Source organism: Pseudomonas sp. PGPPP1 (assembly GCF_002255865.1).
Classification (GTDB): Bacteria; Pseudomonadota; Gammaproteobacteria; order Pseudomonadales; family Pseudomonadaceae; genus Aquipseudomonas; species Aquipseudomonas cremoris.
Window position 1 is genome coordinate 312,508 of sequence record NZ_NKIG01000002.1, and the last position, 15,639, is coordinate 328,146.

The 15,639-nt window shown below is 63.2% G+C and carries 6 protein-coding genes; 2 read left to right on the forward strand and 4 right to left on the reverse strand.

What is annotated here, in order from left to right; all coding sequences use genetic code 11:
• Position 1 precedes the first annotated feature (1 nt).
• Positions 2-10,954: a non-ribosomal peptide synthetase gene (locus tag CFE47_RS05915; RefSeq protein ID WP_286835906.1), complete on the reverse strand. Its 10,953-nt coding sequence runs from the start codon at positions 10,952-10,954 to the stop codon at positions 2-4.
• 230 nt (positions 10,955-11,184) lie between these two features.
• Between CFE47_RS05915 and CFE47_RS05920 the strand changes: the two genes are divergently transcribed.
• The gene (locus tag CFE47_RS05920) at positions 11,185-11,409 is read left to right on the forward strand and encodes a hypothetical protein (protein WP_286835907.1); all 225 of its coding nucleotides are present in this window, start codon (positions 11,185-11,187) and stop codon (positions 11,407-11,409) included.
• Here CFE47_RS05920 and CFE47_RS05925 read toward each other — a convergent pair.
• Entirely contained in the window at positions 11,377-12,549 is a 1,173-nt protein-coding gene (locus CFE47_RS05925; protein ID WP_286835908.1) for an MFS transporter, read from the reverse strand. The two genes, CFE47_RS05920 and CFE47_RS05925, sit on opposite strands and share 33 nt — an antisense overlap.
• Before the next feature lie 141 nt (positions 12,550-12,690).
• Between CFE47_RS05925 and CFE47_RS05930 the strand changes: the two genes are divergently transcribed.
• Complete coding sequence (locus CFE47_RS05930) at positions 12,691-13,278, forward strand: TetR/AcrR family transcriptional regulator (RefSeq protein WP_286835909.1); 588 nt, start codon at positions 12,691-12,693, stop codon at positions 13,276-13,278.
• Here CFE47_RS05930 and CFE47_RS05935 read toward each other — a convergent pair.
• A complete protein-coding gene (locus CFE47_RS05935) occupies positions 13,262-14,617 on the reverse strand; it encodes an MATE family efflux transporter (protein ID WP_286835910.1) in 1,356 nt (451 codons plus the stop codon). The genes CFE47_RS05930 and CFE47_RS05935 overlap by 17 nt on opposite strands.
• Before the next feature lie 37 nt (positions 14,618-14,654).
• Complete coding sequence (locus tag CFE47_RS05940; protein ID WP_286835911.1) at positions 14,655-15,638, reverse strand: AAA family ATPase; 984 nt, start codon at positions 15,636-15,638, stop codon at positions 14,655-14,657.
• Position 15,639: the final 1 nt, after the last annotated feature.

A 15,639-nucleotide genomic window follows, 5' to 3' on the forward strand; every position in this document is an offset into this window, starting at 1 on the left:
GTCAGTTGCTCTCCAGTTCAGCGAGGAAGTCGTGCATATCGCTCAGGTCTTGATCCAAATGGGTATTGAGGCTGCCGGCAACCAGCTCGGCATAGGCCTCCAGGGTTGAGGCTTTGAACATCAGCTCCAGTGCCAGGCTGCCGCCCAGTTCCAGCTGGGCTTGGGCCGTGGCCTGGGTCGCGAGCAAGGAGTGCCCGCCGAGCTCGAAGAAGTTATCGTCCAGGCCGACCTGCTCGCGCTTGAGCACGTCCTGCCAGATGCCCGCAAGCGTGCATTGCAAATCGCTGACCGGGGCCACGTAGCGCGAACGCCCGTGTTCCAGGTCGGGCAATGGCAGGGCCTTACGGTCGATCTTGCCGTTGGGGTTGAGCGGAAAACACTCCAGCAGCACCCACTGGGTCGGCACCATGTAGCCCGGCAACGTCGCCTCCAGCGCAGCCTTGAGTTCGCGACCAAGGGCGGCGGCCAGTTGATCCGCAGACTCGGGCACCACATACCCCACCAGCACCTTGCCGTGGTCGCCGTCCTGGGCCATGACCAATGCATCGCGCACACCGGCCTGACGCTTGAGTTGCGCCTCGACTTCACCCAATTCGATGCGGAAGCCGCGAATCTTCACTTGATGATCGATGCGCCCCAGGCAGTCGATCACCCCGCTTTCACGCTGGCGCACCAGGTCACCGGAGCGATAGAGCCGCCCACCGTTGCGGCTGGCAGGGTCGGGCACAAAACGTTCGGCGGTCATGCCTGGGCGGTTCAGGTAACCCCGCGCCACGCCATACCCACCCAGGTACAGCTCGCCGGATACGCCGTCGGGCAGCAGGTTGAGTTGCAAGTCACGCACTTGCAGGCTGCGTTCGCCGATACGGGTACCGATGGGCGCGTAGGCGGCTTCGCATTGATCGGCCGTGCCCGCCTTCCAGATCAGCGGCGTCACCACCGTTTCTGTCGGGCCATAGCCATTGATGATGAATTGCGGCTTGAGCGCGCGACGTGCCAGTTCGAAACTGGCCTGGGGCACCGCATCACCGCCAAAGCAGTAGATGCGCACCGCCGGCGGGTTGCCGACCTTTTGCGCGTGCTCTGCCAACTGCTGCAGGTACACCGGTGGGAACGCCGCCACAGTCACGCCATGGCGATGCAGCGCGTCGAAGGTCTGCTCCGGGGTCCACAGCACCTCGTCACGCAGCAGCACACGGCCGCCGTGGGTCAAGGTGGTGAGCCAGCGTTCATGGGCACCGTCGAAGGCAAATGACATGAACAGCAATTCGCAATCGGCCGGGGTCATGCCATAGCGCTCGCCGATACGGGTGCAATGCATCGCCAGAGGGCCGTGGGTGACCGCAACACCCTTGGGTTGGCCGGTGGAGCCGGAGGTGTAGATCACGTAGGCGAGGTTGTCCGCGTGCACGGTGACCGCAGGGTCGGACGACGGCCAGGACGCGAGGTCCAGGCGGTCGATCTCGACGACGCGTGCCGAGGTGGCCCGGTTCATCTGTACGGTCAGGCTCGAGTCCGTCAGCAGCAACGCCGCCGCGCAATCGCTCATCAGGTAGGCCAGGCGTTCAGCTGGGTGGGTAATGTCCAGCGGTACATAGGCACCCCCTGCCTTTAGCACCGCGAGCAATGCCACCAACAGGTGTTCGCTGCGCGGCAGGGCCACCGCCACGCGCACCTCTGGGCCGACGCCTCTGGCGATCAGCGCATGCGCCAATCTGTTGGCCTGGCGGTCAAGGCTGGCAAAATCCAGGCGGTGTTCGCCCTGGATCACTGCCGTGTGCGTCGGTGCCTGCCGGGCGATCTGCGCAATGCGTTGGTGTACCCACAGCGCCGGCTGTGTGGCAGGTGCCGAACTGGCCGCGATTGACGCCGCTTCCTGCGCCGGGCTCAGCAGCGAAATCGTCGCCAAGCGGGTCTGCGCGCTCTGCACCAGTTGCGCCAGTACGTTGAGCAAATGCCCTGCCAAGCGCTCGATGGCCTGGGGGCTGAACTGGGCAATGGCGTAGTCGAAGTTGAGAATCAGCGTGTGCCCTGCCTCCACTGCCAACGCCAGTGGATAGTGGGTTTGCTCATGGCTGATCACCTGGCCAAACGTCAGCCCGGTGGCAGCGCTTTGTTGCAGGGCTTCGGCCACGGGGTAGTTTTCAAACACTAGCAAGGTGTCGAACAAGGCTTCGCCACCCAGGCCCGCCAGGCGCTGGATTTCAAACAACGGCGTGTGTTCGTGTTCACGCACGGCCAGGTTGATGTGCTGTACCTGCTGCAGCCACTCGCCGACCGTCATCTGCAAGGTTGGAGTGGCAATGATCGGCAGCGTGTTGATAAACAGGCCGATCTGCTCCTCGGCACCTCGCACCTGGGCCGGACGCCCGGCCTGGGTGGCACCGAATGCCACGGCGGATTGACCGGTGTAGCGCTGCAACAGCAACAGCCAGGCAGCCTGCACCAACGTATTGACCGTGACCTTTTGCCCTCGGGCAAAGTTCGCCAACTGCTCACTGGCCAGCGCATCCAGTTCACGCATGTGCGCCGCGCGGCGTGCACTGCTGTCGAGGCTGCCAAAGGTGGCCAGCGCCGGTGCCAAGCGGCTCGGCGCATCCAGGGCCTGCAACTGTTGTTGCCAGAACTGCTCGCTGGCCCCCGCGTCCTGCGCCAGCAGCCAAGCGATGTAGTCGTGGTAACGCCCGGCAGGCGGTGCCACAACCTGGCCGTGGTAGCGTTGCAGCACTTCACCCAGCAAGCGCGAATAACTCCAGCCGTCCATCAGGATGTGGTGGTTGGAGTAGATAAAGTGCCAGCTGTCATCACCGGTTTGCACCAGCACCAAGCGCAGCAGTGGCGCCTGGGCCAGTTCGAAACCGCGCTGGCGCTCGCCTAGGGCCAGGGCATCCAGCGCTGTGCTCAGCTCGGCATGCCCACGCCAGTCGTGTTCGGCAAATGGCAGCGTCGGTTGCCGGTGCACCCATTGCAGCGGGCGCGCCAGCTCGTTCTGCCAGATAAACCCGGAACGCAGGATATCGTGGGCCTGCACGGTCGCCTGCCAGGCCGCCTTGAAGCGCGCCACATCCAGGCCGTGCACATCGACGCGCATCTGGTTGATGTAGTCGCCGCCGTCTTTCTGATACAGCGAGTGGAACAACATGCCCTGCTGCATCGGCGACAGCGGGTAGAGGTCATCCAGGTCCGCCAGCGGCAAGCCCATGGCGTCCAGTTGCGGCTGGGTCAAACCGGCTAGCGGTACATCCGAAGGCGTCAAGCCGGCCACAGTAGCGTCACAGCAATGCTCGACCAGTGCTTCAAGTTGGCGACTGTATTGCTCTGCCAGTTGCGCAATGGCAGCCTGGTCGAAGACTTCGGCGCTGAAGGTCCAGCCAAGGCTCAACTCACCGTCGTAAACCTGGCCGTTGAGGGTCAGCAGGCTGCCCAGGGCCGCCTCGTCGTTCTGGTCGCCGCCTGCGCTTTCGCCAGCGGGTACGAACAGCGCTTGTTCTTCGTCAAAGCTGCCATCGAACTGGCCTAGGTAGTTGAAAGTCACTGCCGCCGGCACGCCTTGCAGCGCGGCGCGGCTGTCGGCGTCGCCCAGGTAGCGCAGCACGCCGTAGCCGATGCCTTTGTTGGGCACGGCGCGCAGTTGCTCCTTGATCGACTTGAGTGCATCACCCAGCGCCAGTGCCGGGGTCAGGCGCACTGGAAACAGGTTGGTGAACCACCCGACGGTGCGGGTCAGGTCGATGCCATCGAACAGCTCTTGGCGACCATGCCCTTCCAACTGCACCACCGTGCTGGCGTGGCCGGTCCAGGTGCACATAACCTGCGCCAGCGCCGTCAGCAGCAGGTCGTTGACCTGGGTGCGATAAGCCGCCGGTGCGTCCTGCAACAGGCGTCGGGTCAGGGTTTTGTCCAGGCGGCTGTACACCGTCACGGCATGGCGATTGAGTTGCCCACCGGCCAGGTTCGCGCCGGGCAGTTCCTGCGGTTGGGTGTCCAGTTGTGCCTGCCAGAACGCACGCTCGGCCAGCAACGCGGGGCTGGTGGCGTAGCGCGCCAAGTGCTGGCCAAAGGTTTGCAGTGCAGTGGTCTTGAGCGGCAAATTTACCGGTTGGCCGGCGGCCAGTTGGCGGTAAACGGTTTGCAGGTCTTCGAACAGAATGCGCCACGACACGCCATCCACCACCAGGTGATGAATCGCCAGGAACAGCTTCTGCTGCCCGTCCACCAAGGTCGCCAACACGGCGCGTACCAGCGGGCCGTGGGCCAGGTCGAGGCTGCGCTGGGCCTTGTCGCACAGCGCTTGCCAACCTTCCTGCGTGCAGCCTTCGGCATGCCACAGAATATCCGCCCGGGCAGCCTGCTGCGGGTAAAGTGCGCGCCAGCCTTCGCCTTCGACAAACCCCAGGCGCAAGGCGTCGTGATGGCCGATCAGCGCTTGCAGGGCGTGTTCCAGGTGCTGTGGTTCAAGGGGTTGTCGGCACCGCAACATCACCGATTGGTTCCAGTGGTGACGCTGGCTGCGAACCTCCTCGAAAAATACCTGCTGTACGGGCAGCAACGGCTGCTCACCCTGCACCGCGCCCTGGTCGATGTGCTGCACGCCCTCGCCTAGCACCGCAACGCGCGCCACACCCTGGACGGTCTGGTGCAGGAACAGGTCCTTGGGTTTGAAATGGATACCCGCCTGCCGCGCCCGACTCACGACTTGGATCGAGATGATCGAGTCGCCACCCAATTCGAAGAAATTGTCTTGCACCCCTACCCGCTCAAGCTTGAGCACCTGCGCCCAGATTTCGGCGAGCTGTTGCTCCACGGCCGTGTGCGGCGCCACATACTGCGCTTCGGCCGGCTGCAACTGCGGCTCCGGCAGCGCTTGGCGGTCGAGCTTGCCGCTGGGCATCAACGGCAAGGCGTCCAACAGCACCCAGTGTGCAGGTTGCATGTAGTCCGGCAGGCTGTCGGCGAGCCCAGCCTTGATCGCGTCCAATGCAGACTCATTGTCCAGCACCAGGTAAGCCACCAGTTGCTGCGCAGCCGAGGTCCGTACGACAACTTCGCGCACGGCAGCTTGCGCCTGCAGGCGAGCCTCGATCTCACCCAACTCAATACGCAAGCCGCGAACTTTGACTTGATGGTCGACACGCCCCACGTATTCAAACAGCCCTGCGGCGTCGCGGCGCACCCGATCGCCGGTGCGATACAGGCGAGCGCCGGTCGTGCTGAAAGGGTCCGGCACAAACTGTTGCGCTGTCAGCCCCGGTCGCCCCAGGTAGCCACGCGCAAGGCCTTCGCCACCGATATGCAACTCACCGACACCGGCATTGGGCAATAGATTGCCGCTGGCATCCAGCACACAGGCCGAACGTGCGCCAACCGGCTCGCCGATGGCAGCATAGGTGCCTTGTGCAAGGCGTTGCGCTTCGCACGCCCAGATCAACGGGCTGATCACCGCTTCGGTAGGGCCATACGCGTTAAACAGTTGTGCAGGGCGAATCACGCTCAATGCCGCCAGTTGGCCCGCGCCCCAGGCTTCGCCCCCCAGGATGCACACGCGCACATCGACGCCCTTTTCGGCGGGGTCGGCGTGTTGCGCCATCGCGTTCAAATAGGTCGGCGGCAGGTCGAGGATGCTGATGGAATGCTCACGAATCTGGCCCAGCAACTGCTCGAACGACCACTGCCCCACCTCCCCCATGACCAGGCGAGCACCGTGGATCAGTGGCATGAAGATCTGCTCGGCGGCCGCGTCAAAGCTGATGGACGCGAACTGCAAATGGCAGTCCTCAGGCGTCACCCCATAACGTTCGCCCGCCGCGCGGCAATGCATGGCCAGCGCGGCGTGCTCGATCGCCACACCCTTTGGCTGGCCCGTCGAACCCGAGGTGTAGATCACGTAGGCCAAGCTCTCGCCACGCACGCCGTGCACCCGAGGTGCGCTGGCCTGTTCTTCGGCACCGTCCAGCAGCAAGCGCTGCACACCTGCGATCACCGGCAAGTGCTCCACGGCATCGGCCTGGGTCAGCAGGACGCTGATGCGACTGTCGCTCATCATGTAGGCCAGGCGTTCGGCGGGGTATTTCAGGTCCAGCGGCACAAAGGCCGCGCCGGCCTTGAAAATCGCCAGCAAGCCCACCACCAGTTCAGCGCTGCGCGGCAATGCCAGGCCGACCAAGGTTTCGGGGCCGACGCCCATGTCGAGCAGACGTTGCGCCACATGGTTGGCGCGCGCATCCAGCTGGCGATAGCTAAGGTGCTGCTCGCCGGCAATCACGGCGATTGCATCAGGCGTCTGGCGCACTTGGCGCTCAAACACGCTGATCACGCTGACATCGTCGCCCGCAGGCCGCTGGCCATGGCTGATAAGGGCACGCTGTTCGACGGCGGTTTGCAGTGTCAGTTGGCCGATGGCCTGGTGCGGGTCGGCGACCATCGCGGCCAGCAACTGACGCCAGTGCCCGGCAAGGGTGTGCAAGGTGGCGGCGTCGAACAGGTCGGCCGCGTAGATGAACGACGCCCGCAGGCCTTGGTCGGTCTCCAGGGTTTCCAGGGTCAGGTCGAACTGCGCCATGCCGCCTTCCAGCACCACTTCTTCTGCTTGCAGGCCAGGCAGGCTGTCGCTGCCAGCAGCTCCCACGGTGTTGAGGTGGTTGTACATCACCTGGAACAACGGGTTGTGCTGCGCGCTGCGCTGTGGGTTGAGCGCCTCCACCAGTTTGTCGAACGGCAAGTCCTGATGGGCCTGGGCGCCCAGCGCAATGGCCTTGCTCTGCTGCAGCACGTCCAGCACCGACTGCTGCGGGGCCAGTTGCAGGCGCAGCACCAGGGTGTTGACGAAAAAGCCCACCACACCTTCCAGTTCCTGGGCATTGCGATTGCTGACTGGCACGCCGATGCGCAAGTCGTCGGTGCCTGCATAGCGTTGCAACAACAGGCCAAACGAAGCAACGAACAACTGGAACAGCGTCAACTGGCTGCGCTGGGCCAAGCTGCGCACGCCAGACGCCAGCGCCGTATCGAGGGTGAAGTCCACGCGCCCCTCGCGATAGCCCTGCCCCTCACGGCGTGGGTGGTCGGTTGCCAACTCCAGCAGCGGGTGTTCAGTGCCCAACTGCGCTCGCCAGTAGTCCAGTTGGCGTTGCATTTCGCCTGCGGCCAACCAGTCACGCTGCCACTGGGCATAGTCGGCGTATTGCACCGTCAGGGCCGGTAGCGCCAGCGTTTCGCCCGCCTGGAATGCGGCATATAACGCGGCAAACTCACGCCCCAGCACGCCCATGGACGCACCGTCGGAGATGATGTGATGCAAGGTCACCACGAGCAGGTGCTGTTGCGGCTCGACCTGGAACACCTTGACCCGCATCAACGGGCCTTCAGCCAGGTCGAACAGCGCATGGGTTTCGGCGAGCACTGCCGGTTCGACCGCCCCCGACAGGGCTTGCCATTGCACGGTGACGCGGGACTCGGCATCGACCTGTTGGCACAAGACATCGCCCTCGAGGACGAAGCGGGTACGAAACGCTTCGTGGCGAGCCGCCAGGGCAGCAAAGGTCTGCTCCAGCGCCTGGTGATCCAGCGTGCCGCTCAGCTTGACGATGATCGGTGTGTGGTAGGCGACGCTTTCGGGCTCCAGTGTCCAGAACAGCCACTGGCGTTGTTGCGCAAACGATGCCAGGCGCGGTTGTTGGCCGCTCAGACGGGCCAGGGCCGGGCGCGTGCTGGACGGATCCCCCAGCGCCACCGCCGCGCAGAACTCACCGAAACTGGCGGTTTCGAACACCGTGCGCAGCGCCACATCCGCCCCCAACACACGGCGTGTGCGGGAGATGATCTGGGTGGCCAGCAAGGAATGGCCGCCCAGCGTGAAAAAGTTATCGTGCAGGCCGACCTGCTCCACCTTCAACACGTGCGCCCACACCTCAGCCAAGCGTTTTTGCAGGTCGGTGACCGGCGCCTGGTACACCGTTTGCGGCAGGTCATGTTGCAACGCGGCCAGGGCTTGCAAGTCGAGCTTGCCATTAAGCGTCAGCGGCAGTGCCTCCAGGCAGACAAACACGGCAGGCAGCATGTAGTCCGGCAACTCGGCGCCCAGCGCCAGGCGCACTTCATCCGTGCTCACGCCGGGCTTGAGCACTATGTAGGCGGTGATGTGTGGATTGTTCGTCGGGCCACCTACCAGCGTGACCGCCTCACGTACACCCACGTGCAGACGCAGACAGGCGTTGATTTCGCCCAACTCGATGCGATAGCCGCGCACCTTGACCTGGTGGTCGACTCGCCCTTTGAAGATGAAGGTGCCGTCGACCGCCTGGCGCGCCAGGTCTCCCGTGCGATACAGACGTTCACCCGCCCCACCGAACGGGTGCGGCACAAAACGTTCGGCGGTCATTGCCGCACGCCCCAGGTAGCCACGGGCAAGGCCTGCGCCGCCCAGGTACAACTCGGCGGCCGCACCAACCATGGCCGGTTGCAACCCGTCTTCGAGCACCCACGCCGTGGTGTTGGGCAACGGACGCCCAAGGGATGCCATGGCCTGTGCGGGCGCCTCGTTTGCCGTGGTGAGTACGCCGACCGTGGTTTCGGTGGGGCCGTAGTGATTGATCACCCGGCAGCCCTCGCCAAACGCTCGGATCCGCGCCAGTAATGCTGGTGATGCCGCCTCGCCGCCCATGATCAGGCACTGGCGTGGCAATCCACTGGCGCGTGGGTTGTCACTGAGCAACGCCTCCAGATGCGAGGGCACGATCTTCAGCACGTCAATCTGCTGGTCGGCCATGTAGGCCGCGAATCGCTCGGCATCCAGGGTCAGGTCCAGACCCAGTACGTGCAAGGTACAACCGGAACACAACGCACCAAACAAGGTGGTGTGCCCCAGGTCGGCGGACAGCGTCGAGACCACTGCCATGCTGCGCGCCTCGGCCAGCGGCAACGTGTGCAGGATGCCTTGGACGTAGTTGACCAAGGATCGATGGCTCAGCCCCACACCCTTGGCTTTGCCGGTAGAACCGGAGGTGTAGATGACATACGCGAGGTGATCGGGATCGAGCGCTACGTCAGGGTTGCTGGCTGGGAACTCCTCAGCAGCGTCGATCAGCAGCGACTGCACGCCGTCCAGCGTGGGCAGGCGATCACACACGGCACGCTGGGTCACCAGCAACCGAATGCCGCTGTCCTCAGCCATATGCACCAGGCGCTGTGCGGGAAACTCCGGGTCCAGCGGTACATACGCCCCGCCCGCCTTGAGAATGGCCAACATGCCGACCACCATCTGCAGCGAGCGCTCGACGGCAATCCCCACGGGCACGTCCGGCCCTACGCCGGCAGCGATCAAGCGGTGCGCCAGGCGGTTGGCCTGCTCGTTTAACTGCCGATAGCTCAAGGATTGTCCGGCAAACGCCAATGCGACCGCATCAGGCACAGTGGCCGCCTGGCGTTCGATCAGGTGATGAATGCACAGCGCCGGGTCGCGTGGGCTCAACAGCACCGGTGCAGTATCGGCGGCCCGCAGCGGCAGATCGCCGATACGCGCATGAGGATCGCGAACCAGGCCCGCCAACAGCGTTTGCCAGTGAGCGGCCAGGCCCTCGATGGTGTGCGCGTCGAACAAGTCGCTGGCATAGGTGAACGCTGCGCACAATTGACCGCCGCGCTCGAACGTATCGAGGGTCAGGTCAAACCGCGTCGTGCGGCTGGCCCATTGAATCGGGCTTAACTGCAAGTCGGCGCTGACCGTCAGGGTTTCCAGGTCGGCAACTTGCGGTTGGTGGTTGTACATCACTTGGAACAACGGATGATGGCTAGCGTCCCGGGCCAGGTTCAAACCTTCGACCAAGCGCTCGAACGGCAAATCCTGATGGGCCTGGGCACCCAGCGCGGCCGCCTTCACATGCTGCATCAACTGGTCGGCTGGCGTCAGGGCATCGAACGGGATGCGCAGCACTTGGGTGTTGACGAAAAAGCCGATCAAGCCTTCGATTTCAACGCGGTTGCGGTTGGCAATCGGCACACCGATACGAATATCGGCCTGGCCGGTGTAGCGATGCAACAGAGTGCCGAAGGCGCCCAGCAGCAACATGAACAGCGTGACTTCCTGCTGGCGCGCGCACTGGCGCAGGCCGTCGGCCAGGCCCTCTGGGATCACCCATTCATGACGCGCGCCGCGCTGGCTTGGTCGTGCCGGGCGCGGGTGGTCAGTGGGCAAGTTCAGAACCGGGTGCTCATCCCCCAGGGTTTCACGCCAGTAGTCGAGTTGGCGCTGTTGCTCCCCCGCTTCCAGCCAACGGCGCTGCCACAGGGCGTAATCGGAATACTGGATCGGCAATGGCTTTAGATTGGGCACCAGGCCGGCGTCCAGGGCGCCGTAAAGCTGGGTGAACTCTTCGATCAGCACACCCATGGACCAGCCATCGGAAACGATGTGATGCAGGGTCAGTAGCAGTACGTGTTCCTGCTCGGCCAGCTTGATCAGTTGCACGCGCAGCAATGGCCCCTGGCTCAGGTCAAACGGCTCCAGCGCTACTCGCTCGGCCTCGGCCTTGACCCAAGCCTCCCGGGCTTCGGTCGGCAGGTCTGAAATGTCCGCGCGGGCGATGTGCAACGGCTGCGTCACCGGCACTTGGCGAGGCTGATCGTCTGCGTCCTGGACAAACACCGTGCGCAACGTCTCGTGGCGCTCGATCAACAGCGCGAACGCCTGCTCCATGGCCGACGCATTCAACCGCCCGCCAAGCCGCACCGCCGTCGGCAGGTTGTACGCACCGCTGCTTGGGTCCAACTGCCACAGAAACCACATGCGTTGCTGCGCATAGGACAGCGCCTGGCGATCCTCCACCTCCACCCCTGCCGGAATCGGGAACCGGGAAAAATCCACCCCTTCCTTCTGCAAGGCCTGCAGGAACAACTGGCGTTTTTCCAGGGGCAACCCGATAAACCGGCGAGCAAGTTTCAAGGAGTCTTCAGCATTCATTTGTTGGGATCCGGAGCAATAGGCAGGAAGCACAAAGGCACGTCGTCCCTATAAAACGAATCGGGCGGGGAAAAATTAGCGGGGGATGGGGCGGCGGCTATTCATAGTGAATGCTGAGCTTCGGGAGCCGTCCTACAAGAAACCGGTACGCCACTGATAGTGCTTGAGGCACTCAATGCCTAGGGTTGGGAGCCCCAGAACCTCGCGCAATTACCTGAGGAAATGCCTAAGTGAAAGGCCAACTGAAATACAAACGCCATGTCGGCTCGGTGGAAACCAGCCTCGAAGACAATTGCCTTTTTGGAAGGCTATTGTCTGTCGATGCACTGGTTAGTTACGAAGGGCAGAACGAACAAGAGCTGGAGCTCGCATTTCGCCAGGCTGTTGACTGCTTCCTTGGAGAGGGTGATGAACTGGCACTGTTACCCCAACCGCCGATACCCCAGCACCGCTGACCCCATTACCACCGCCCCCGCCGCCAGCGCCACCCAGAAACCGCTGGTGGCGCCGAAGTGGTCGATCATCCAGCCGGAGCTGGCGGCGCCGATGGCCACGCCGATGCTGAGGCCGGTGATGAGCCAGGTCATGCCTTCGGTGAGGCGGCTCGGTGGCACAACTTTCTCCACCAGCGCCATGGACACGATCAAGGTTGGAGCGAAGAACAGGCCGGAGATAAAGATCGCCACCGCCAGCCCGGGTATGTTTGTCACCAGCAACAGTGGCAACGTGGTTAACGCTGTAGCAACACCGCAGAACAGAAATTGTCGGGGCAACGGCGCTTTGAGCTTGAGCGTGCCGAAGGCCAAGCCCGCCAGGCATGAACCGATGGCGTACACCGACAGCACGATACTCGCCGCCGCCGGTTGGCCCTGATGCTGGGCGAAGGCGACGCTGACCACATCCACCACACCCACGATCACACCCATGGCCAACAGCAGGATCATCAGGATCAGCACCGAGGGCGAAGCGATCAACCAACCGCTGTGGTGCGCCTGATGGGCGTGCACCGGCGGCTCTGTCTCGCGCTGCAGCACAAAGGTGGTGACACCCACGGCGAGCAGCAACGCCGCCACCAACGGCCCGGCTTCCGGGAACAGCACCACACACAGCCCCACCGAGATCGGCGGGCCGATGATGAAGCACACCTCGTCCAGTACCGATTCCAGCGCAAACGCGGTTTGCAGCTTGGGCTGGCCCCGGTACAACTCGGTCCAGCGTGCCCGCACCATCGCCGACATGTTCGGCATGCAGCCGGCCAGGGCGGCAAACAGGAACAGCGTCCAACTGGGCGCCTGCAAGCGGGTGCACAGCAACAACATCAACAACGCACCGCCGCCGATCAGCGCTGCGACGGGCAATACGCGGCCCTGGCTATAGCGGTCCACAAGGCGTGAAACCTGCGGCGCACAAAATGCCGTGGCCAGCGCAAACACCGCCGCTACCGAGCCCGCGAGACCGTAGCCACCATGCACCTGCGCCAGCATGGTGATCAGGCCGATACCGGTCATGGACACCGGCATGCGCGCAAGCATGCCGGCCAATACAAAAGCGCGAGCGCCAGGGACCTGGAACAACTCGGCGTAGGGGTTTGCCATCCTGCTGACCTCTTCCTGAATGCCCTTGAACTTGCTATCCGCAATGATCAAGGCAAAATACATACGGTGCGTATGTGACAAATCATGCGTAACATACGTAGCGTATGTCAATCACTCACTGACCCACTGCGAGCCATAACCATGAGCCGAGCCCGTGCCGAAATGATCGAAGACACCCGCGCCCGACTGATCGCCAGCGCGCGCCAGGCGTTCGCCACGCAAGGTTACGCCAACACGTCGATGGACGACTTTACCGCCCGTGCAGGCCTGACCCGGGGTGCGTTGTACCACCACTTCGGTGACAAGAAAGGCCTGTTGGCCGCCGTGGTCGCACAACTCGACAGTGAAATGGACGCCCGCCTGCAGCGCATCACAGATGAGGCCGTCGACCCATGGAGCGGCTTTGGCGACCGCTGCCGCGCCTATTTGCGCATGGCCCAGGACAGCGAGATCCAACGCATTGTGCTGCAGGACGCACCGGCGGTACTGGGCGACACGGGCTCCCAACAACACTGCGTCGATTCATTGTGCCAACTGCTGGAAACGCTGATGCAGTGCGGTGTCATCCACCGTGCCCCGAGTCTCGCGCTGGCTCAGTTGATCAATGGCAGCCTGGTCAACACCGCCCTGTGGATCGCCCGGGATGAACACCCGGACGAGCGACTGGAGCAAGGCTTGCAGGGCCTGGAGTTATTGCTGCGCGGCCTGCCCCTCACACCAACCGTGTGATCTGCTTGTGCCGCCACACCAGCCGGTAATACGCCGTCTGCAACGCCAGCATCGCCAGGTAAGTCACCGGAAACGCCATCCACACCCCTTCCAGCCCGAAGTGTGCATTGAGCAGGTAGGCCATCGGCAATTCAACACAGAGCACGCAGAAGATCGAGATGGCGACCGGCATCAACACCACGCCACTGGCCCGCATGATTCCGCCCACCACTGCCTGGAAACCGAACACCAGGATGCTCCACAACATGATGTGCAACAGGTGCTCGGCCTTGACCCGCGCCGCGTCGTCAGTAATGAACAGGCCCAGCAACCAGTGGGACAACACATAGCCAAGCACGATCAGGCCACCGGTCAGGCAGGTGTTGATCAACAGCCCTGTGCGCAGGATCGGCCCGATACGCTCCAGGCGCCCGGCGCCAATGGCCTGAGCACCAAGGATCGAGGCGGTGATGGCAATCGATAGCGCCGGGAACTGCACGTAGTTGACGATCTGCGTCACCGCGCCATAGGCCGCCGTGGCCTGGGAACCATGACTGTTGACCAGGGCGAGAATCACCAACTCCGACAACGACAACACCACCATCTGTAGGCCGGTGGGCAAACCGATGCGTAGAACCTTTCCTAAAATCACGCGATCCAGGCGCAACGCCGCTATCAGTTGTCGATCCGGCGCCATCACATGTTTTTTATGCCGCAGGCGCAACACCAGAAACAGCATTGCCAACGCGTTACCCACCAACCCGGCGTACACCGCACTCTGGATGCCCATGGGCGGCAGGCCGATCCAGCCGCGAATCAACGCCGGCGTCAGCAACAGACCGACCAGGGTCGAGACCATCAGCGCCAGCAACGGCGAGACCGTATCGCTGACACCACGCAGCAACTGGGTGTAGAGGATGAACACCAACAGCAGCGGCATGATCAGCATCATCCTCTGCGCGTAACCCACGGCATCGTCCAAGACATCAATGGGCGTGCCCAACGCTTGCAGCGCCTGGCGCGCAAACAGGCTGCCGAGCACCGCTGCAATCAGCCCCACCAGCGCGCCGAGGGTCAGGGTCGCACCGGTAATCACCTTGACCAGCCCGGTTTCCTGGGCACCCCATGCCTGGCCGATCAACACCGACGCGCCGGCCCCCAGGCCGATCACCAGGGCGATAAAGAAAAACACGATGGGGAACATGCCCGACACCGCAGCCAGCGCCTGGGTGCCGAGCATTTGTCCGACGTAGATGCCGTTGAGGGTGCCGGAAAAACTTTGCAGGAAGTTGGACAGCACCATCGGTGCCAGAAAGATCAGGTAGACCTGCCACAGCGGGCGTTGCACAGGGCTTTGCATGAAAAACAGGGCCTCGGTTAACTAAAGCGTCCGAGGGTTATACCGTAAGTGGATCCCATCTTCCTGTGCTTTCGGGTTCCACCACCAGGCAGGCGTTGCGCACCGTTGCAGTCAGGTGCCGAGCGTTGCCTTGCAACAGGCATTCGGCAAGTGCCGGCTCCAGCTCCACTCGCAGGCGCCTGGCCAGCGCCCGCGCACCAAACCGCACGTCGTGCTGGCGGCACAACCATGCCCGCGCCTGTTCATCTACGTCCAAGGAACGTTGGTGTGCAGCTAATCGTTGGTTGAGCTTGATCAGTTCCACATCCAACAGCGCATCCAACCAGTGCGCGTCAATGGGTTCGAACATCAGGACACGGTCAATGCGGTTGAGAAACTCCGGCTCGAAATGACCGTGCAGCGCCTCTTCCAACACTGCTGATTCATTGCGCACAAACCCGCGCACCAGTCGCCGCCAGCCCTGGGCAAACCGCTGGCGGTGGCGACGGGCCTGTTGCGCGCCGATATTGCTGGTCATGAAGATAAGGCTGTTGCGAAAGTCCAACGTCCGCGTACCGCCCGCCAACGTCAGCTGGCCGTTTTCCAGAATGCCCAACAGACTGCGCACCACTTCCTGGCTGGCTTTTTCCAGTTCATCGAACAACACAATGCCCGGCCGACTGTAGGTACCCTGGATCAACTCGCTGTTGAACAGGCTGATGCCTTCCTTGCTGCCCACATAGCCCGGCGGCGCACCGGTCAGTGCGGCCGCGTAATGTTCCTGGGCCAGGGTATGCATATCGATGCGGCAAAACCCGTCCGCGCGACCGTGCAGCGCCTGGGCCAGCAACCGCACGATTTCAGTCTTGCCCACGCCAGTCGGCCCCATGAACAGGTTGACACTCAGTGGTCGATCACGCTCACCGATATCGGCCTTGACCACCTTGAGCAAGCCTTCCACCTGGGCCAACGCGGCATCCTGGCCGACGATACGGCTGCGCAACAAGGCCATGACCTGAGCCGGTTCAAAGGTAAAGCGCATG

What these genes read in the sequence shown, in the direction of transcription:
- CFE47_RS05940 (WP_286835911.1), bottom strand. Translation starts at nt 15,638, where the DNA reads ATGCGCTTTACCTTTGAACCGGCTCAGGTCATGGCCTTGTTGCGCAGC.
- CFE47_RS05935 (WP_286835910.1), bottom strand. Translation starts at nt 14,617, where the DNA reads ATGCAAAGCCCTGTGCAACGCCCGCTGTGGCAGGTCTACCTGATCTTT.
- CFE47_RS05930 (WP_286835909.1), top strand. Translation starts at nt 12,691, where the DNA reads ATGAGCCGAGCCCGTGCCGAAATGATCGAAGACACCCGCGCCCGACTG.
- CFE47_RS05915 (WP_286835906.1), bottom strand. Translation starts at nt 10,954, where the DNA reads ATGAATGCTGAAGACTCCTTGAAACTTGCTCGCCGGTTTATCGGGTTG.
- CFE47_RS05925 (WP_286835908.1), bottom strand. Translation starts at nt 12,549, where the DNA reads ATGGCAAACCCCTACGCCGAGTTGTTCCAGGTCCCTGGCGCTCGCGCT.